At 61.4% G+C, this 19915-nt stretch carries 14 protein-coding genes; 6 read left to right on the top strand and 8 right to left on the bottom strand.

The annotated features are described in order from the left end of the window. Positions 1-947 precede the first annotated feature (947 nt). The 5 genes from P3T21_RS36180 to P3T21_RS36160 all read right to left on the bottom strand — a co-directional run bounded on the left by P3T21_RS36180 (position 948) and on the right by P3T21_RS36160 (position 7004). Complete coding sequence (locus P3T21_RS36180) at positions 948-2504, bottom strand: DHA2 family efflux MFS transporter permease subunit (protein ID WP_429260671.1); 1557 nt, start codon at positions 2502-2504, stop codon at positions 948-950. A 76-nt stretch (positions 2505-2580) separates the two neighbouring features. Beyond that, complete coding sequence (locus P3T21_RS36175; protein ID WP_429260670.1) at positions 2581-3741, bottom strand: HlyD family efflux transporter periplasmic adaptor subunit; 1161 nt, start codon at positions 3739-3741, stop codon at positions 2581-2583. Between the two features lie 65 nt (positions 3742-3806). Then, a complete protein-coding gene (locus P3T21_RS36170) occupies positions 3807-5312 on the bottom strand; it encodes an efflux transporter outer membrane subunit (RefSeq protein ID WP_429260685.1) in 1506 nt (501 codons plus the stop codon). 130 nt (positions 5313-5442) lie between these two features. After that, entirely contained in the window at positions 5443-5877 is a 435-nt protein-coding gene (locus P3T21_RS36165; protein ID WP_429260669.1) for a MarR family winged helix-turn-helix transcriptional regulator, read from the bottom strand. A 218-nt stretch (positions 5878-6095) separates the two neighbouring features. Beyond that, entirely contained in the window at positions 6096-7004 is a 909-nt protein-coding gene (locus tag P3T21_RS36160; protein ID WP_429260684.1) for a LysR family transcriptional regulator, read from the bottom strand. A gap of 363 nt (positions 7005-7367) precedes the next feature. Here P3T21_RS36160 and P3T21_RS36155 point away from each other — a divergent pair, with 363 nt between their 5' ends. Both P3T21_RS36155 and P3T21_RS36150 read left to right on the top strand, forming a co-directional pair. Continuing rightward, on the top strand, positions 7368-9218 hold the full coding sequence (locus P3T21_RS36155; RefSeq protein WP_429260668.1) for an acyl-CoA dehydrogenase: 1851 nt from the start codon (positions 7368-7370) through the stop codon (positions 9216-9218). Positions 9219-9264: 46 nt separating this feature from the next. Further along, positions 9265-10047 (top strand): SDR family oxidoreductase, encoded by a 783-nt coding sequence (locus P3T21_RS36150; protein WP_429260667.1) that lies wholly within the window; start codon positions 9265-9267, stop codon positions 10045-10047. A 158-nt stretch (positions 10048-10205) separates the two neighbouring features. Here P3T21_RS36150 and P3T21_RS36145 read toward each other — a convergent pair whose 3' ends face one another. Then, a complete protein-coding gene (locus P3T21_RS36145) occupies positions 10206-13154 on the bottom strand; it encodes an autotransporter outer membrane beta-barrel domain-containing protein (protein WP_429260666.1) in 2949 nt (982 codons plus the stop codon). 282 nt (positions 13155-13436) lie between these two features. On the opposite strand from P3T21_RS36145, the gene P3T21_RS36140 reads away from it, so the two are divergent. The 4 genes from P3T21_RS36140 to P3T21_RS36125 all read left to right on the top strand — a co-directional run bounded on the left by P3T21_RS36140 (position 13437) and on the right by P3T21_RS36125 (position 18630). Further along, positions 13437-14360 carry a LysR family transcriptional regulator gene (locus tag P3T21_RS36140; RefSeq protein ID WP_429260665.1) on the top strand — a complete coding sequence of 308 codons (924 nt, stop codon included), beginning with the start codon at positions 13437-13439 and terminating at the stop codon, positions 14358-14360. 543 nt (positions 14361-14903) lie between these two features. Continuing rightward, positions 14904-16022 (top strand): porin, encoded by a 1119-nt coding sequence (locus P3T21_RS36135; protein WP_429260664.1) that lies wholly within the window; start codon positions 14904-14906, stop codon positions 16020-16022. 348 nt (positions 16023-16370) lie between these two features. Beyond that, positions 16371-17726 carry a DUF1254 domain-containing protein gene (locus P3T21_RS36130; protein WP_429260663.1) on the top strand — a complete coding sequence of 452 codons (1356 nt, stop codon included), beginning with the start codon at positions 16371-16373 and terminating at the stop codon, positions 17724-17726. A gap of 256 nt (positions 17727-17982) precedes the next feature. After that, positions 17983-18630, top strand: coding sequence for an isochorismatase family protein (locus P3T21_RS36125; RefSeq protein ID WP_429260662.1), 648 nt, complete (start codon positions 17983-17985; stop codon positions 18628-18630). Positions 18631-18713: 83 nt separating this feature from the next. Here the strand turns inward: P3T21_RS36125 and P3T21_RS36120 are convergent, their stop codons facing one another. Further along, complete coding sequence (locus tag P3T21_RS36120; protein WP_429260661.1) at positions 18714-19370, bottom strand: NrsF family protein; 657 nt, start codon at positions 19368-19370, stop codon at positions 18714-18716. Continuing rightward, on the bottom strand, positions 19367-19915 hold a 549-nt coding region (locus P3T21_RS36115), incomplete at its 5' end, for a sigma-70 family RNA polymerase sigma factor (RefSeq protein WP_429260660.1). The genes P3T21_RS36120 and P3T21_RS36115, both read right to left, overlap by 4 nt.

The following is a 19915-nucleotide window of genomic DNA, read 5'->3' as shown; positions in this document are numbered from 1 at the left end:
GCACGACTGGCATGGCCCAGGCTGGTCCTGCCTACACGTCAATGTTTGAATTGACAGGGTTAATTTATATTTGAAGATTGTATTTATAGGTTAGCGTTTTCTTGAGGTGGTTATCCATACTCCGATATTGCGAAATATTTATTACTGGCGCGTGAATTTGCTACGTTGCCCGAATTTCGATCACCGCAAAGGCTCAATAACCGTCTGCCGCTGTCGCTAAGGAATGGAAGAACTCTTTACTATCGGCAAAACCACCAGAGCATCCCGGCCCTCACAAGAAGGCCCGATAGATGCGGCCAGCCTGTGAAAGGACGTTCGACAAGCCATACCGTTTTCCTGGCTTTCACTGGATTGATCGTGCCGCCCGTGTGCGTAGCGGGTACAACGCGCGCTATCGGTCAGGCACGCACGCGCGGGCCATGCCAGCATGTCTGCGGTTCCGCTGAAGGTGGTCGGATACTGGCCCTGGGGGCGGTACGTTCTGCGTCTCCGATAGAGGTATGATGGTCGATGCTGGTCACGCCAGAGTAGGAGGAAATCATGCCCTCAACCTCGACCACACGACCGATTCACCCGCCAGGACGTCCGGACCACCCGGTCCACGGCGTTACGCCAGGCACCGGGTCGCCGGCTCCTGGACCTGTGCCGGGCACTCCCATTGACGTTCCTGATGCCGCAGAAGCGGAGCCGGTCCCGCACGAGCATCTACCGAGCAGATCTGACGACAATTGAGCTACCTGCGTGTTTAGCCCGGCACCGCCCGGGTGTGTTCCGTGCAGCCGACCTGCACGTGATGGCGTCGAGCGAAGATCCGAGGTTGAACGCCGCTCACAGGCCCGGAGGGCGAATTCCGCAGGGCGCGGAATATTAAGCCCTCCGACCACGACACAATTGCGCCAGCTGGCCGGGACAACCGTGTCGTTCCCGGTAGGTGCCCCACCCGTCTTTCAGTGTGCACCTGCGGCCGCGTCACTCGAACCGCCAGCCTTGCCAGGCCTCGTGATCCAGATGAGCGGGATAATGATAATCATGATGATCGCTGCACCATAGAACACGTCATTCAGCCCTAACATGGCGGCCTGCGTCTGCACTGTATGATCGAACAGCGCATACGATGCTTGCTGGCCCAGGCCGAGCACTGAGTGATAGCTGTTCATTTGCGCATTGAACATCGGGTTGGTCGGACTCGACTGCTGCGTCAGGATTTCATGGTGCATGATCGTTCGGTTGTTCCACACGACGCCCGCCAGCGACGTGCCGATGCCGCCAAAAAACATGCGTCCGAAGGTGGACAGGCCGGCAGCGGCTGGCACCTTTTCGGGCGGTTGCCCTGACAGGATGATCACGGTCAGCGGCGCGAAGAACAGCGCCATCGGAATACCCTGCAGCAGGGTCGGCAGGATAATGTACCCTTCGCTGAGATCCGTGTAGAAATACGAGCGCATGTAGTAGACGATCGCGAAGCCGATGAACGCACACGTGCCGATGATGCGCGCATCGGAACGTGGCAGGATCTTACCCATGATCGGTGCGCCGATCACTGCGAAAATGCCCAGCGGCGCCGTCGCGAGCCCCGCATCAACTGCCCGATAACCCAGGTACTCCTGCATCCACTGCGGAAGCAACACCAGCGTTCCAAAAAAGATGCCATACGCGACAGCAATCGAAACCGTGCCTCCAAGGAAGTTGCGCTGCTTGAAGAGGGTAAGGTCGACGATAGGGTTTTTTTCCGTTAGCTCCCAGACAATGAATAACGCAAGGCCCACTGCGGCAACGATAGTCAGAACGACGATCGTGCTCGACGAGAACCAGTCGAGATCCTTGCCCTTGTCCAGCATCACCTGAAGCGATGCGACCCAGACGATCAGCAGTAGCAGCCCGACAACGTCGATTGGCAGCTTTTTAGCCGGTGTATCGCGCTTGCGGTAGAGAATCCAGACCATCGCGGCAGCGAATAGCCCGACCGGGATGTTGATATAGAAGATCCATGACCAGCTGTAGCTATCCGTGACCCACCCGCCGAGTGCCGGCCCCACAATCGGCCCGGTCACCACAATCATTGAGAATAGCGAGAGTGCCAGCGAGGATTTCGCCTTTGGCCACGAACTGAGCAGCAGCGCCTGGGACATCGGAATCAGCGGTCCGGCCACGGCTCCCTGCAGCACCCGTGCAAGAAGCAGGATCGGCAACGTTGGCGCAATGCCGCACAACCACGACGCAAATACGAACAGCAGGATCGAACCGACGAACAGGCGAACCTGACCCAGTCGCTGGGTCAGCCAGCCGGTCAACGGGATCGCAATTGCATTCGCAGCGGCAAATACAGTGATAACCCACGTGCCTTCATCAACCGATACGCCGAGGTTTCCCGAGATGGTCGGAATAGCGACGTTGGCGATCGATGAGTCCAGCACTGTCATGAAGCCCGCGAGGCCCACGCTAAGCGAGCCCAAGGCGAGTGTCGCCCCCGTAAGCGGGGGGTGATTCGGATGGTTGGTGGTCATGGTGAAGATCCGGCGATTGTGTATCTGGCGAAAGGGGCACCGCGTGTTTCACATGCCCCTGACCAGTGGGGGACGATCATTCGTTTTCGGCAATGATGTGCGCGATCGCAGCATCCGCATCGTCGCCATACTTTGCGAATACGTCAGTCTTGTAGGTCGAGGGAGATCCTGTACCGAGCTGCGCGCCATTGGGGTCCTTGACGTCGACATCCACGTTCATTGAAAGACCCACGCGCAACGGATGCTTTTCCAGTTCCGCGGGTGGGATCTCGATGCGCACCGGTAGCCGCTGCACCACCTTGATCCAGTTACCGGTCGCGTTCTGCGCAGGCAACAGCGCCAGTGCCGATCCGGTGCCTGGCGTAAAGCCCACCACCTTGCCGTGATAGACGACGGAGGACCCGTAGACGTCGGCCGTCAGCTCAACAGGTTGTCCAACCCGAATGTGGCGAAGCTGCCACTCCTTGAAGTTCGCATCGACCCAAACCTGTTCGAGTGGCACCACGGACATCAGCGGTGCGCCTGGAGACACGCGCTGCCCGACCTGGACCGTACGCTGCGCGATATACCCGGTCACCGGCGCCGGCAACGTCGTGCGCGCATAAGCCAGGTATGCGTCGCGAACGTGGGCGGCGCTTGCCTGGACATCCGGATGGTTCTCGACCGACGTATTGGCCGTCAGCGCGCGATTGGCACCGAGCTGTTGCCGGGCAGCGTCAAGCGCTGCCTGAGCTGACCGGACTGCGTCGCGTGCATGCGAGATTTCTTCATCCGACACCGCTCCTGTCATGCCCGTGGAAAGCCGGCGCTGCAGATCGTCCTGTGCCTTCGAAAGATCCGACTGACGTTGCGCGATTCCCGCACGATATTTGTCATCGTCGACATACAGACCATGTATCTGGCGCACGGTCTGCCCCAGATTGGCCTCCGCCTGTTGCAGCGCGATCTTTGCATCGGCCGGATCGATCTGGACAACCGGTTCGCCCTTCTTCACGACCTGCGTGTTGTCCGCATTGACTGCGATCACGGTGCCCGTGACCTGAGGCGTGATTTGAACGACGTTGCCGTTGACGTAGGCGTCGTCGGTATCCACGTGGTAACGGGCGTCAAGGAAATAGTAGGCGCCATAGGCAGCACCCGCCGTCGCAAGGGCAGCGACAAGCAGCGCAAGCAGCGCTTTGCGTTTTCCGGGTTGCTTCGTCGGCTCGTTAACCGACGGTGACTGAGGGGTATTCATCGATAGCTCCAACAAGGTTTGAGGTACGCCGTCCTGCAGCTACGCCTGACGGCCGATCTGGTCGTTCAGTGAGTTGTCGTGCCGTTGGACGGCGCAGGAATCGGTGTCTCTGCAGTGGCAAGGCCTGCGCGCGAGGCATCGAAGCCACCGCCTAGCGCCTTGATCAGCCCGATCTGCATGCCGCGGCGGTCCATCTCGAGGTTGACGACGGCCGTTTCGGCTGCGAGCCGGTTATCGTCCGCGTTCAACACCTGCAGTTGCTGGTTCAAACCCGCCTTGTATCGAACGAGTGCGAGTTGATACGCCTTGGTCTGCGCATCCAGTGCCTGCTGCGCATCGACCAGTTGACGGTCGGCTGAGTGGATCTGCGTGACTTGCGTGGCAACATCGGATAACGCGTTGATCAACGTCTGGTTGTACGTCGCGACGTCGTAATCGAAGTCCGCATAACGGCCCTTCAGTTGGGAGCGCAGGGCACCGGCATCAAAGATAGGAAGATGAATCGCTGATCCCGCCTGGATCTGACGGCTTCCGGCCGTCAGCAGGCGCCCCCAGCCAAACGCGTCCAGTCCCGCCGCTGCGGAGAGGTTGATGTCCGGAAAGAACTCAGCCTTCGCTTCCTTCACATCGTGGATTGCTGCATCTACCTGCCAGAAGGCCGCAACGATGTCCGGGCGACGCGAAAGCAGATCGGCGGGAAGGTTGTCGGGAAGCGCAACGCTGGCACCCTCTCCGAGCGATGGATTGGCGATCTTGAGGCCGCCGTCCGGTCCTTCACCAAGCAGGGCACCCAGCTGGTAGCGTACGGTCGTGATCTGTCCATCGAGGTCGCTGACGCTGGAGCGGCTCGTTGCCGTTTCGCCATATGCGGTCTGCCGCTCCACGTTGGTGTCGAGCCCCGCCCCAACCCGCCCATCCGTGATTCGCCCGATATCCTCGCGATTCTTCACTTCGCGAACCTCGATATCACGCAACGCATAGAGCTGCGCAAGATGGTTGTACGTGCTTGCCACTGAGGCGGCCAGGGAGATGCGCACCTCCTCGGCTTCGGCGTCGGCTACCTTTTCCTGTGAGATGGCCTGACGAAGCCGCTCCCGATTCTTGCCCCACAGGTCGAGGTCCCACGAAGCACTGGCGAGCACGGTGTTCTCGCTCTGCCACGTGCCGCCGTACGGCGGCGGCACGATGCCATTGCCCGTATAGAGTTGACGCGTCCAGGCATAGCTGCCCGTTACATTCGGATAGAGGGTCGACTTGGCGCTGCCGACATATGAAGATGCTTTCTCGATGCGGGCGCGTGCCTGGTCGATCGTCGGATTACCCTGTAACGCCTCGTCGATCAGTGTGGGCAGTTGTGGATCACCGAATTGTTTAGCCCAATCCATTGCTGGCCACTGTCCGCCCTCCGCGGGCAAACTCTGCTTCGTCTCGAACTTTGCGGGAGGCGCGATCTGCTTGTCGCTCCTGATGCCGCCGTAGTTGACGCATCCGGCCAGGCCGAGCGCCGCTACCGCTGCGGCTATCGAGGCCGCCCATGCGCCCGGTCGCAACTGGGGTCGGTGATGATTCATCATGGTTTCGATTTTCCTTTGGCTCATCTGGGGAACATGTCTTCGTACGATTAATAGTGCATATGCACACAATAGCGTTCAGGTGTTCACGTATCGATGCACGGAAGTGAATCAGTTTGTTGCTTTGTGGTTACCTTTCGGACAGTTCGCTCGTCATGCGGAACAGTTCACTTCGCAGATGAGTTGCCTGTTGCTGCCCAAAGTTACGTTCGAAACTGGCCTGCGCAGCTGTCCAGTGAGCGGCCGCTTCGTCAAGCTTCGCAGCCCCTCTCCTCGTGAGCACGACCCGCACTCGCCGATTGCTTTGCTCTTCGGCAGGAGCAACCACCAGTCCACGCCGGAGCAAAGGTTGAAGCGCCCGAACGAGAGTCGTTCTGTCCATCACCATCGCCTGGGCCAGTTCAGTCATAGTCAGATTCGGACAACGACACAACGCCCTGAGAATGCTGAACTGCGTGGGCGTGATGCCGACCTCGGACAGATGACGCTCGTAAAGCTTCGAAATGTGTCGAGAGGCCTGGCGAAGGGCGAAACAGTCGTCGTCTTGAAGATCAGTTGAGTGCATATGCACACGTTAATGCAACGGCCACCGGGAAGCGATACGTGCCGGATTATCAGTTTGTTGTCGTTTCTCGCACCAATTGCCCGAGGAATATCGGGAGTTCTGTCTGGGGCGCCGACCTGGCGCGTACATGGTCCGGATCCAATCGGCCTCGCCACCGCAAGTGGCGACTTATGCAGCGTTTTTTGCTTCCGCCGCGTTTCGCAGGTCGTTTTACCGCGCTAGCGCGATGTCGCCAGCGCCGTGAAAAAGACGGCCGCATAGTCGATAAACGCGCGCACCTTGGCAGGCTGCAGTGTCCGATTGCTGTACGCGAGCTGGATGTCGATGCTGTCGTCGACAAGCTGCAAACCAGTGAACAGGCGCACGAGTTTTCCCGAGGCCAATTCGTCCTCTACAAGGGCTATGGGCACAACACCGATTCCGAATCCCTGCAGCACCATTTCCAGGTTGAAGGCGGGGCTGTTCGACGAAACATCGAAACGAAGCGGAACGCTCAGCTCGTCCTCGTCAATCCGGAAGCCGATGCTGGGGCGACGAATGGATGGCGAAATCGGTACAAAAAGATGATTGGCCAGTTCCGATGGATGTCCTGGCGTTGACGACGCCTTCAGATACTGTGGCGTCGCGACGATGACAACCGGAATACGTTCGAGCAGACGCACGACCGTCGTTTCGCTCGTCAGCATGTACGGAACAATGATGCCAAGGTCGTACCCGTCGGCGACCAGGTCGACGGGCCGCTCCGTCAGCGTCACGTCGAGCGTGACCTTCGGATGGGCCCGCTTGAATCCGGCGATCAAGGGAACCAGCCGGCTTACCGTCGCCGTCGTATGGGCGACAAGGCGCAAGACGCCGCCCGCTTCCCGTGTCTGGTTTGCTACATCCGCTTCGAGTGCATCCAGATCATCCAGGATGCGCACGCAGCCTTCGTAGAATCGTTCCGCGGCTTCGGTGAGTGAGACCTGTCGAGTGGTGCGGTTTAACAGCCGGCATCCCATGCGCTCTTCCAGCCCCGCTATCGCCCGCGACACCGCTGGCCGGGCCAGTCCATGAATATCCGCCGCTCGGGTGAAACTCTTCAATTCGACCACCGACCGGAAAACGCGCAGGCTTTCGACATATTCCATGGTGAGATCTCTTCGATCAATGGGAACAAAGGATGGACGGAATGCCGCTTTCAGCGCCACCGGATGTTCCGGTGGCGGACCATGTCTCCCAGGTATTTCAGAAGATAGGCAACTGTTGAGCCGGTGACAGACAGCAGTCTATGACGCAGTGGCTCAGCCGGATATGGCTGCCGTGCATCTCAGTGCCCAGCGGGCGGCCCGCAAGCATCGCCTTCTCGGGACAAAGCCTAATAGCACGTTCGTTCTATTTTATGTATGCTTCCCGGAAACGAGTCGCATCAGCCCGCGGAGCGGCCGCCCTGCTCCAGCCAGTCGCACACGCGCGACAGCGGCTTCCTATTGTCCATTCTGCGAAGACACACCATGTCGTTGATACTGTCCCGCCGTGACCTGAATTTCGTGCTGTACGAATGGCTCAAGGTCGAGCAGCTGACGCGTATCGCGCGCTACGCCGATCACTCGCGCGAAACCTTCGACGCCGCGCTCGATACCTGCGAGAAGATCGCGACCGATCTGTTCGCCCCGCACAACAAGAAGAACGACCAGCAGGAGCCGCACTTCGACGGCGAGACCGTTGCAGTTATCCCTGAGGTCAAAACGGCGTTGAAGGCCTTTTGCGACGCCGGCTTGATGGCAGCCGGCCAGGACTACGAGCTGGGCGGGATGCAGCTTCCCCTGGTCGTGGAGAAGGCAGGTTTCGCGTGGTTCAAGGGCGCGAACGTCGCCACGAGCGCTTATCCGTTCCTCACCATCGGCAACGCCAATCTGCTGCTTGCACACGGAACCTCGGCTCAGATCGACACGTTTGTGCTGCCGGAGTTGCAGGGCCGTTTCTTCGGCACCATGTGCCTGTCTGAGCCGCAGGCGGGCTCGTCGCTGTCCGATATCGTCACCCGGGCCGACCCTGAGGGCGACTCGCCGCTCGGGCCGCAATACCGGCTGCGCGGCAACAAGATGTGGATCTCCGGCGGCGAACACGAACTCGCCGACAACATCGTGCATCTGGTGCTCGCCAAGATCCCCGGCCCGGATGGCAAACTGATTCCCGGGGTGAAGGGCATCTCGCTTTTCATCGTCCCGAAGTATCTGGTCAACCCGGACGGCTCGCTGGGTGAGCACAATGACGTCGTGCTGGCCGGCCTGAACCACAAGATGGGCTACCGCGGCACGACCAACTGCCTGCTGAATTTCGGCGAGGGCACGAAGTACACACCGGGCGGCAAAGCCGGCGCGATCGGCTATCTGGTGGGGGAACCGCATCAGGGTCTCGCCTGCATGTTCCACATGATGAACGAGGCGCGCATCGGCGTTGGCCTCGGCGCGACCATGCTCGGCTATACCGGCTACCTGCATGCGCTTGACTATGCTCGCAATCGCCCGCAAGGGCGACCCGTGGGAGCTGGCGGCAAGGATCCGGCCTCGCCGCAGGTGCCGCTCGTCGAACATACCGACATCCGCCGCATGCTGCTTGCGCAGAAGAGTTATGTCGAGGGTGGCCTCGCGCTGAACCTGTATTGCGCGCAACTGGTCGATGAGGCGCGCGCAATCGCCGATCCCGCCGAACTGGAACGGATGACGCTGCTGCTCGATCTGCTCACGCCGGTGGCGAAGAGCTGGCCGTCGCAGTGGTGTCTGGAAGCCAACAATCTCGCGATCCAGGTCCACGGCGGCTACGGGTACACACGCGAGTACAACGTCGAGCAGTTCTATCGCGACAACCGTCTCAATCTGATCCACGAAGGCACGCACGGCATCCAGGGGCTTGACCTGCTGGGCCGCAAGGTCGTCGTGAAGGACGGCGCTGCGTTGCGGCTATTCGCCGAACGCGTGCAGGCGAGCATCGCATATGCCGCCAGATCCGGCGATGCCACCCTGGACGGCCACGCACAAGCGCTGGCTTCCGTGATGAAGCGTCTGACGGAAGTCACCCGGATCCTGTGGTCCGGCGGCGACCCGAGCCTGACGCTCGCCAACGCCACGGTCTACCTGGAGGCGTTCGGTCATATCGTGGTCGCGTGGATCTGGCTGGAGCAGGCGCTGGTGGCGCGGGCGGCACTGACGAGAGCCACAGGCGCCGAAATAGACTTCTACCGGGGCAAGCTGGCGGCAACCGACTATTTCTTCCGCTGGGAACTGCCGAAGACCGGGCCGCAACTGGACCTGCTGGCCTCGCTGGACCGCACCACACTGGATATGCAGGACGCGTGGTTCTAAGCGCCTCTTCCAGACACACGACATCGACAGAAAGAACGGAGACAGCATGCGCACAATTCAACAGTTGTTCGACCTGACCGGCAAGACGGCACTCGTTACCGGCGGCTCACGGGGCCTCGGCCTCCAGATTGCCGAGGCGCTCGGCGAGCAGGGAGCCCGGATCGTGCTGTCGGCGCGTAAGGCCGATGAGTTGCAGTCCGCCCAGATCCATCTGCAAGCGCGCGACATAACAGTGGACTGGATCGCTGCGGACGGCTCGCGCGAGGCGGACATCGCCGATCTCGCGGACAAGGCGCTGGCCCGCCTCGGTCACGTCGACATCCTGGTGAACAACGCTGGCGCAACCTGGGGCGCACCGGCGGAAGACTACCCGACGGATGCCTGGGACAAGGTCATGAACCTGAATATCCGCGGGCTGTTCCTGCTTACGCAGCGCATCGGCAAACTGTCGATGATCCCGCGCCGCTACGGTCGTGTCATCAACGTGGCGTCGATAGCCGGCCTCTCGGGCAATCCGCCGGGCACGATGAAGACCATCGCATACAACACATCCAAGGGAGCGGTAATCAACTTCACACGCACGCTTGCAGGGGAATGGGGGGAGCACAACATCACGGTCAACGCGTTGGCACCAGGATTCTTCCCGTCGAAGATGACCCAGGGGTCGATCGCGAGGCTGGGTGCGGAAGCGATGAGCGCCGGCGTTCCCCTACGGCGCCTCGGCGACGACGAGGACCTCAAGGGCGCCGCGCTGCTGTTCGCGAGCGAAGCCGGCAAGCATATTACCGGCCAGGTGCTGGCAATTGATGGTGGCGCCAGCGCCGTGTGAACGGGGCCGTGAAAACGGAAAGATGATGCTGGCCGCTACGGATCGGCGAGCACTTCCAGACGAGGTAGCCACCCAGGGTGTCGGTCGCGAGTGTCGGTTTGCGAGGCGGAAGACTTTCCAGATGGCTCCTCGGACGAGATGTGACATCCCGTGCCGAATCACCAGCTCCAGCGCACGCCGACATCGCCGCCCACGATGCTGCGATGGGCCCCGTTCACGTTCGTCGTGTAGCCCGCGGTCGCGAACACGCTGCCGCGCCTGCTCACGCGCGCGACCACGCCCAGACCGAACTGGGCCGCCGTCGCCGCGACGCTGGTGGGGATCACGGTGGTCGCTGCGAAGGTCGCGCTGTCGGTTCCGCCGAAGTATCGCCAGAGATTGGCGCGCAGATACGGCTGCCACACCGTGCCCGCGCCTTCGAAGTGCCCCTGCAGCCGTACGCCGAGACGTCCGATCAGACCGCTCGCGCCATGAAACGACACGGTCGATATGCCATCGTCGAGGTCGTTCACTGAAACGTGCTGCCAGATCAGTTGCGCCTGTGGCTCGACGCTGAGATTGGCGGCGAGCGGAATCGGCAAGCCGGCTTCGAGCGAGGCCGCCTCTGCATGGCCATGTGTGCTCGTCTTGACACCCTCATTCGATGATGGATCGATCGTGAGCGAACTGCCCATCAGCACGGCATCGGTGTACCAGCCGCCGGGACCGATGTGCGTCCAGTAGCCGCCGACGCTGTACGCGTTGATCGAGAGATGGCCGGCCGCGAAGTCGGGAAAGCCGAGTGCGAATCCGCTGACATCGCCCGTCGCCCGGGCGAAGCCGACAAAGAAGCCATAATGATTGCGATGGCCGCTCGGGCTCGTGTCGGCGTACACGTCGTGGCCGACCTGGACGCCTCCCATCGCACCGCTGAATTCTGGATTGACGGCGCCGCTGTTGCGCTGGGTCGCATGCTCTCCCCATATGCGGGCCCATGCAGCCGGCAGCGCGCCAGTCTCGCTCAGGAGCGATTGCTCGCCTTGCCGGTCGTGAAATGTGCCGATTTGCGCGATGTTGAGTTCGCGCGCGAGGACCGGTACTTCGGCATACACCGGCACTTCCATCCGGTAGAGCGGCGTTGGGTCGGAACCGGCGGCGGGCGGCGGCGGCAATGGCGGCGTGCCGGCCGCAGCGACGGGGCCGATGAGCGTCGGTGTTGGCGTCGGCGTCGGCGTTGACGTTGGGACCGGAGCAACGCTCGAACGCAAGTACCAGTTGTCGGCCGTTCCAGCACTCACACCGCCCTTGAACAGGTAGTACGTGTAGGCGCCAGCCATCAGCGGCCTCGGCAGCGAAAACGCGCTTGCGGTCGTCGTTGCGCCGTTCGTCGCCTGCACGACCATGATGCCGTCCGTCACCGTTGCGCCGCCCGTTCCGCCGACGTTGGTCACGCCGATCGACGTACTGCCCGAGCCCGTGCCTTGCACGATCACCAGCCTGTCGCTGGGCGAGCCGTCTGCGCCGAGCACGCTTTGCACCAGCAGCCGGCCGTTGAGCCCAACGTAGTTGCCGTTCACCACCAGTGCATCGCTCGTGCTGGAGCCGCCGTTGGTCAGGTCGATCGTGCCCGCGTTGTTGACGGTGACAAGCTGCCCAGTGACCGCCGGCATGATCGCTGGATCCCCCAGGCCGCCCGCGAACAGGGTGCTGGTCGAATCGATATTGAGCGTGCCGGTCAGCGTGCCGCTATCGCCGAGCGTCAGGCCGTTGTTGTCGAGCGTGAGCTGGCTGCCGTTCGTGACGTTGATGGTCTCCCAGTTGATGAAGCGGGAGAGGCCGCTCGCCTGCGTGCCGTTGAACGTCAGGACATCGGTGCCGGGCCCGCCGTCGAACGACGGCACGCCGGCAAGATTGGTGTCGGTGAGCCCGGTTAGAGTCGCGGTGTCGTTGCCGAAGTCCAGCCGGACGAAGCCGGTGATCGTGCCGCCGCTCCAGTTGAATGTGTCGTTACCGCGGTCGAGGAAGATGGCCCGGCCACCGCCGCCCGCAATATTGCCGGTATTGTTGATGGTGATGCTGGATGCGTCGTTCGAAGCAATCGCCTCAGTGGTGCCGCCGAGAAGCGTGCCGCTGTTGTTGATGGTCGCGTCGCCGCCGATCAGGGAAATGGCGATGTTATGGCCTGAAATCGTGCCGGCGTTGTTGAACGTACCGCCACCGTTCCCATCTACTGCATTCGCCTGCTGGCTTACGATGCTCGCGCCCGCTGCATTGTTGAACGTCACCCTGCCCGCGATGAATGCGCCGAGGCCACCCGGTCCGCGCGCAGTGATCGAACCGGTGTTCGTGATGATGCCCGGTGCCGTATCGAGCGACTCGATGCCGTGCGCATTGGCACCCGATACGTTGATCGTGCCATTGTTGGTCAGCGTGTTATCACCGCTTCCGCCGACCTGTCCGCCGTTCGCAAGCAGGCCGTGCGAAGCGCTGCCGGTCGTCGTGATGGTGCCGTTATTGACGACGGTGTCGTTGATGGTCTGCACGCTCATGCCCGGCGAGCCGTCGGCGGTGGTGGTGATCGTGCCGTTGTTGGTCAGCGAGCCTCCGCCCGCGCTGGCAAAATCGAGCATCGCGGCGGAATTGGTGCCGTTCGTCTGGATGACGCCGCCCGTGTCGTTGAGCATCGTGACGGCGACGCCCTCGTTGAACATGCCTTCCGAAAGGTTGCCGTTCGTGCTGATCAGGCCGCGGTTCGTTAGCGTGTCGTGGCCTGAGACGGCGTCGCCGACGGAGAAGCCGTCGAACGAGTCGCCAGTGACGCGTACCGTGCCGAGATTGACTATCGCGCTGCGGTCCCACACGACGAGTGCGTTGCCGCTTGATATGTCCAGTTCGGCGTTGGGTTGAATGTTGATGGTGACATTCGTACTGTCGGTCACGGCGCGCACCTGCGTCGTTGTGGGATTGGGCGCGGCTGGCGTGCAGGTGGCGGTCTGTCCCGACAGGGGCGCGGTGTTGTCGCAGCCTGCAACAGCGGGTGCAAGGCGGACAAGAAGCGCGAGACCCAGCGCGACCGGGAGCGCCTGCGACAGAGGTGTCAATGCGAACGGCGGGCGCGTACGGCGCATGCCTCCTCCAGATCGGACCGACTCATCGGGGTCCTGTTGTGTTCGCTTGCTCCGGATGCCACCGCTTTGGGCGTCGGGAGTGGAGATTCGTCAGGCGATACGGGCTAGCGTAGTGCACGCATCGCGGTTATGCAAATCGGCAACCTCGTGGACGAACGCTCCGTTACGCGGCTCCGCACGCATTGTCTTGCCCGGCACGTTCATGTTTCGCCAGTTTCAGTCTAAACTTGCGAATAACACAAATGCATTGTTTTTACAGAGAGGTTGCGCGCCGTGCATGATATGACTGTCCGCCGTCTAAGCCATGTTGTTGCGCTCGCCGAAGCGGGTAGTTTCGCGCGGGCTGCCGATCGCGTGCATCTGAGCCAGCCGGCGCTCAGCCGGAGCATCCAGGCGATCGAGGCGGAGCTTGGTCTGCGTCTGTTCGATCGCGCAGCACGGGGCGTCACGATTACGCAGGCGGGCAAAAGGATCGTCGAACGAGCGCGTCGCGTCTTGTTTGAAGCGAATTGTCTGGTGCGCGACGCGGAACTACTGAAAACCCACGAAGCCGGCGAAGTGCGGATTGGCCTTGGTCCCTATCCGGCCATGGTTTTGCTACCGGAGATGCTGGTCGAGTTTTCGCAACGTCATCCGAACGTCGAAGTAAAACTCGAACTCAATCATGCGCAGCCGATGATCGACATGCTGCTGGCAGAAGAGGTCGACTTCCTTGTGCTGGACCGGCGCGTCCTTCCTGACAATCCGGCGCTCTCCGTGCGCCCGCTTCGTCGTCATGAAGGTGCGTGGTTCGCCCGTTCCGGTCACCCGCTGATTGCCCGCGGCCCCGCGTCCGCCAGCGCGTTACGCGAATTCCCGCTTGTTTCCGTTCCCCTGCCGCCGTTCATGCAAAGCGCGGTGCATCGGCTTCTGAAAATCCGCTCTCACGAGAAGATTTCGGTGCAGCTGGAGTGCAACGACGTGCGTGTCCTGAAGTCGTTCGTTGAGCAGACCGACGCACTGCTGTTTGCTACGGGATCGTCTGTCCGCAATGAACTCGCGGCGCGGACACTCGTGCCCGTGCACGTGAAGGACGCTCCTCGTATTGGACTCGAGATCGCCCTGGTGGTGCTCGCCGACCGCACGATGTCCCCTGCCGGTGAAGTTGCCCTCTCGCTTGCAGAGCAGGTCTTGAACGACGCCAATCTGGCTCAGCGGACCACGTGAGAGTGCGTGCCCTTCCATCGCTCGCTGATCGCGGTTGACGCCGGTATGCGCTGATAGCCTCGCGTGCTGAACGCCCGCGCAAAGGAAGGGCGACGTCAGCGCCAGGTCGGCCGGCCAGGTCATCTCAGACCGCTTTCTCTATCCCTCACAGTTGTTGTCGATCTATCCAGCCGGCTGGCGCTGGACTGCTCGCGCCCTCCTCCGTTCGACAGGCTTTGCCTGCTGCAAACGGCCGGATCAACTGAATGTGGATCCCCCGGACTGCGAAGATTCGACGGGACATACCCGCCTGTGCGCTTTCATGCGCGCTCTGCAAGCTTCCCATGAAAACAATGCACTAGTGTTTTGAATCGCCTGCCTTCAAATTAGCACGATCATTCTATTTGCGTTGATGCAATGGGGCGAAAGTAACAGCCAACGCGCTGCCGTTCCGGAAATTCTGGCGTGCCGTGTGGTGCGGGCTGAAGTTGGAGACGGCGGTTGCCTCGCAGCACCGCTTTCTACCTGATCCGCTGCAGGCGGACATAAAAAGAGGAGACATGCATGCGTTTGATCAGTCAGGGTATTTGTGGAGCCACGCTGGTGCTCGTCGCCGGCAGTGCCGCGGCGGCCGATTCGAGTGTGACGTTGTACGGTGTGGCCGACACGTTCGTCCAGTACCTCGACAATGGTGGAAAACACACTTGGTCCGAACGAAGCGGTGGCTCGACCGGCTCGCTGTTTGGCCTGAAGGGCGATGAGGATCTGGGCGGCGGGCTTAAGGCGCAGTTCGACGTCGAGACCGGCTTCAACCTCAACAACGGCACCCTGTTTGCCGATACGACGGCGCTCTTCTATCGTCAGGCCTGGGTTGGCCTGAATCACGCGACGTACGGCTCGCTGTCGTTCGGGCGTCAGTACGAACCGAGCTTCCGCATCGTGTATCCGACCGATCCGTTTCGTTTGAACGAGGCCCTGTCGCCGTTTTCGGCCAACGTGCTTGCCGTCGACCGCAACACGCTGTCGACGCAGTACGACTCCGGCCGCTCCAGCAATTCGGTGCTGTACCAGTCGCCGAACATGCGGGGTCTGCAGCTTTACGGCATGTATGCGTTCTCGTCGACGGTCACCCAGCCGGTGCCGGCAACGACCGGCAACATGCTGAACGTCGCGATGAGCTATACGGGCTACGGCTTCTATGCGGGCCTCGCCTATGTGAACCAGCATGCGGGACAGGAGACGCTCGCCGCGCTGCCGGCACCGCTCAGCCTGCTGGGCACCGAGCACTTCATTGGCTCGCTCGCGTACCGGCTGGGGATCGTGAACTTCCAGTTCAACTACGCCTATAACCGCCCGAAGGACGCGCCGGCGAGATCGCTGGCCGCGCGACTCGGCACGGCGCACTCGCTCAGCATCGCCGAGCTGGGCGCGACGATCCAGGTGACGGCGGCCGACGTGATCCAGATCGCGGGCGTCGAACGCGACGTGCGCGGCGCGCACGACAACACGCCGGGCATCGAGGTCGGTGCTGAACACTTGCTGTCCAAACGGACGAGCGTCTACATGCGCGCGGGTTACATGAAGAACAACGGCGCCGCGACGGTCAGCTGGCCGGGCGTTACCGTGACCGAGGGTGGCACGAACCAGGTGATGGCGACGGTCGGGATGACGCATCGCTTCTGACTGCCGCTGTGGCGAACGGCTGGTCCCACAACTTGGGACCGCCGGAACATTCTGGAAGATGACTTTCCGGATTCCCACGCGAAAGACGATGTAATCCGGTCTGCTGACGAAACTACCGCCCTGCCCTGACTACCGTTGCGATGTCCGCGCGTGAGGCCTGGCAACGCAGTAGCCGTCACTATCGAACCGGATCGCGTCTATTCGCGCCTTCAGATTTTTCTTCTTCAAAAGACAGGTTGACTCAACATGCGATCTCTACGCGCGGCTCTGGCTGCCCTTGCTTTGGGCGTGTCGCTCCTCGGTTCGCTCAGCCCCGCCCACGCCCTGGCGCCAGCGCCGGAACCGGGCATGAACTACGTCCCCGGCAAAGGGGTCGATTGGCGTGAGGAGTATGCATACGCAATTGGCATACAAGCGTATGTCTTCGGTTACCCCTGGGTGCACGGGGCGACGATACGTTACCAATGGATCACGCAAAACATCAACGATGACACCGCCTATATGCCAGTCGACCATTTCTGGCACGCGCCGCGGTTGGTAACGGCCAGATGGCGCGACGGTGGAACGCCGAACAACGATACGCTGTATTCGCTTGCATGGGTCGACCTGAGCAAGGAACCGGTCATCCTCCACGTGCCTGACACCGGCGAGCGCTATTACACGATTCAGCTGACCGGCATGGATTCCGACAATTTTGCCTACGTCGGTCAGCGCAGCACCGGCAATAAGGCGGGCAACTACGCGATCGTCGGACCAGACTGGAAGGGCGTATTGCCCAAAGGCGTGACAGCGCTGCCGCCATCGCCGACGCCCTGGGCACTCCTATGGGGCCGCACGCTGGTCAATGGGACAGAGGACATCCCGGCTGCGAAAGCGGTCATGCATCAGTACCAGCTGACACCGCTGTCGCTGTGGGGCAAGACGAATGCCCGCGTGCCGGAACGTCGCGATGTGTGGGCACCCGTCGATCCGGCAACCGACCCGCTTGCGCACTGGAAGACCATGAACCGCGCGATGACGGAAAATCCGCCGGCTGAACGCGATGCGACGCTGCTGAAAGTCTTCGCGACTATCGGAATCGGCCCTGGCATGGATGTCGACAAGATGGATGAGCCAACCAGACGCGGACTGATTCGTGCCGCCAGGGAAGGCTGGCGCATACTGAATGCGACTGCATCCACCGCCTACCATATGAAGACGCTTCCGGGCGGATGGCGTTACTCGCCGACTACCTTCGGCCGCACGACGCCTGCCGACGATTTTCTGGTGCGCGGCGGTCTGCAAAGCCTGATCGGCCTGGTTGCGAACGACCCTGCGGAATCGATTTACCTGAGCGCCCGTACCGATACGCAAGGCAGGATGCTGGATGGCGACAGGCGCTACGTGATGCACTTTGCGGCAGACCAGCTTCCTGACACGAAAGCCTTCTGGTCGATAACCCTGTATGCGTATGACCGGAATTTCATCGATAACCCGATCGATCGCTATTCACTGGGCGATCGCTCTCCAAGCCTGAAGAAGGACGCCGACGGCGGCCTCACCATCTATATTCAACCCGATTCCCCGGGTGCGGATAAGGAAGGAAACTGGCTGCCATCCGGCAAGGGCAACTATTTCTATCTGCTGTTGCGCACTTACATTCCCGGCAAGTCCCTGCTCGACCAGGCGTACGTGCCGCCTGGACTAACGGAGGCAGCGCAATAAGAGGTCCGACTTGCCGCGCGCCATCGCTGCGTCAGGTGGCGCGCGGAACGTCATGCGCCGCTTTCGATGTCGCACATTTTCGTCCATCAAAATCGATCGTCCAACGCCCCTCGCGCCGGCACCTGTGTGCAGGTGCCCGGCGACGTCATCAAAATTCTCTAGTTGCTTTAACAGCCCACGCTTCCTAACCTGATTCAGGTGAAGTTCGAGTCGACGCAGGTCGGCGAGCAACCCTGCACTTGAATGGAGACCTGAAATGACCTATGACCGAACCGACACGGCGGTCGTATTCATCGACCCGCAAGTCGACGTCTTAAGCGCGAAGGGAAAAAACTGGGGCGCAGTCGGAGCAAGCGTGACAGAGAATAGAACAGTGGAAAACATGCTGCGAATTTTCAAGGCGGCAAAAGCCGCGAAGTTCGCAGTGTTTATTTCGCCGCACTACTTTTTCCCGACGGATCGTACCTGGAAGTTCAATGGGCCGTTGGAGGCGGACGAATTCGCCACCAGCACGTTTGCGCGTAGTGGTGCGCTCAGCCTGGAGGGGTTCGAAGGCTCGGGCGCTGACTGGCTCGACGACTTCAAGCCTTACATCAACGATGGCGAGACGATTGTCGTAAGTCCGCACAAGGTGTTCGGACCGCAGACCAACGATCTCGTCCTTCAACTGCGCAAGCGAGGGGTGAGTAAGGTGGTACTGGGCGGCATGCTTGCCAACATGTGCGTGGAGTCGCATTTGCGCGATCTGCTCGAACAGGGATTCGAGGTTTTTGTTGTTGGCGATGCCACTGCCGGTCCGCGTCATCCCGTCTGGGGCGATGGATACAAGGCGGCAATGATCAACTATGCGTATCTTGCGCACGGCGTGGTCACTACCGACGAGGTCGTGGCTGCAATGGGATGACGCACAAAGAAAATGGGGCTCTGACGTTCCGGGTTCTGGGCCCCGGCCACGGGCGCACTACCGCCGGTCGCAGTCAGACCGACTCATGCCTGCGGCGCGATCCAGCCGAACAGCCGGCGTCCATACAGGCCGCTCAGGGCGACGAGTAGCCCCGCGACGCCGATATTCCACATCACGATCATCGCCGTCGCATCGAGCGGATGGAACAGCAACAGTGCGACCGAGGTCATCGCGGCAACCGCGAGACTTCCCGTCATCACGACAGGCGTAGGCGCCAGGCGCGCGACGTACCGCAGCATGATGAGCATCACCAGCGAAAGCGGGATACCCGTGATCGCGAGCGTCGCGAAGCAGCGCGCGGTTTCGCCCAGCGACATCCCGTCCGGCCCGATACTCACCCAGTTCGTCAGACATCCATAGCCAATCGTGGACATCCACACCGCCACGGCGGGTGCAGGCAGCCAGAGCCACCGCCGCGATCGGCCCGGCACGCTCGCAATGAACGATGCGATCGAGGCGAGCACACCGGTGATCAGGGCTGCTGCCACGCCAACGACAAAGGTGGGTTGACGCAGCTTGAGCATGAGATCGGGTCGTACACCATGCACGAGCGCGACCAGCGTCAGCACCAGCGCCGCAAACGACAGCCAGCACAGTGCCCTCGTCACAGGCGGACGCAGGCGTCGCACCGGCATTGCGTCTGCGACCAGCGAATCGATCAGATCAGAGGTTGAGGTCATGACCGGCCACCCCGCTTTTCGATCAACCTGCGCAGATTCTTCAAAGCCCGATGCGTTGCCACTTTGAGCGCAGCCACGGACATGCCGCTCGCGGCAGCGGCTTCCTTTAACGACATCTCTTCGAGTTTCAGCATGCGTATTGCGTCCCGTTGTCCGGCCGGCAAGTGCTCAACAGCCTCACGTAGCATACGGGCATCCACCGCCTCTTCCTGTAGATTCGCTTCAGCAGCCTGAAAGGTTTCATGTTCCGGATCGAACGGTGCTTCGCGCGCGCCGAGACGCCCCTGTCGCCGCAGCCCGTCGACGATGCGCCGGTTGGCGATGGTGAACAGCCAGGGGCCAAACGGAAGGGCCGGATCGTATGTCTGACGCACCGTGTGGATGGTCAGAAGAATGTCCTGAACCGTATCTTCGACGTCGCTCCGGTTACCGAAATGCGGGGCCGCGAGTGCCCGCAAATACGGCGTGATGGCTTCAAGCAGGCGCCGGTACGCATCCCGGTCGCCCGCCTGCGCGTGAGCCATCAGGATCGACCAGTCGAGCGT

Origin of the sequence: Paraburkholderia sp. GAS334, from assembly GCF_050436625.1 — a bacterium.
Lineage (GTDB): Bacteria > Pseudomonadota > Gammaproteobacteria > Burkholderiales > Burkholderiaceae > Paraburkholderia.
Note: the sequence above shows the minus strand (reverse complement) of the source record. Positions and strands in the feature narration are given on the sequence as shown.

Excerpts from the sequence above, each read along its gene's own strand:
- P3T21_RS36125 (WP_429260662.1), top strand. The coding sequence starts at position 17,983 with ATGACCTATGACCGAACCGACACGGCGGTCGTATTCATCGACCCGCAA.
- P3T21_RS36170 (WP_429260685.1), bottom strand. The coding sequence starts at position 5,312 with ATGAATCATCACCGACCCCAGTTGCGACCGGGCGCATGGGCGGCCTCG.
- P3T21_RS36120 (WP_429260661.1), bottom strand. The coding sequence starts at position 19,370 with ATGACCTCAACCTCTGATCTGATCGATTCGCTGGTCGCAGACGCAATG.
- P3T21_RS36175 (WP_429260670.1), bottom strand. The coding sequence starts at position 3,741 with ATGAATACCCCTCAGTCACCGTCGGTTAACGAGCCGACGAAGCAACCC.
- P3T21_RS36135 (WP_429260664.1), top strand. The coding sequence starts at position 14,904 with ATGCGTTTGATCAGTCAGGGTATTTGTGGAGCCACGCTGGTGCTCGTC.
- P3T21_RS36150 (WP_429260667.1), top strand. The coding sequence starts at position 9,265 with ATGCGCACAATTCAACAGTTGTTCGACCTGACCGGCAAGACGGCACTC.
- P3T21_RS36130 (WP_429260663.1), top strand. The coding sequence starts at position 16,371 with ATGAACTACGTCCCCGGCAAAGGGGTCGATTGGCGTGAGGAGTATGCA.
- P3T21_RS36165 (WP_429260669.1), bottom strand. The coding sequence starts at position 5,877 with ATGCACTCAACTGATCTTCAAGACGACGACTGTTTCGCCCTTCGCCAG.
- P3T21_RS36160 (WP_429260684.1), bottom strand. The coding sequence starts at position 7,004 with ATGGAATATGTCGAAAGCCTGCGCGTTTTCCGGTCGGTGGTCGAATTG.
- P3T21_RS36180 (WP_429260671.1), bottom strand. The coding sequence starts at position 2,504 with ATGACCACCAACCATCCGAATCACCCCCCGCTTACGGGGGCGACACTC.
- P3T21_RS36145 (WP_429260666.1), bottom strand. The coding sequence starts at position 13,154 with ATGCGCCGTACGCGCCCGCCGTTCGCATTGACACCTCTGTCGCAGGCG.
- P3T21_RS36140 (WP_429260665.1), top strand. The coding sequence starts at position 13,437 with ATGACTGTCCGCCGTCTAAGCCATGTTGTTGCGCTCGCCGAAGCGGGT.
- P3T21_RS36155 (WP_429260668.1), top strand. The coding sequence starts at position 7,368 with ATGTCGTTGATACTGTCCCGCCGTGACCTGAATTTCGTGCTGTACGAA.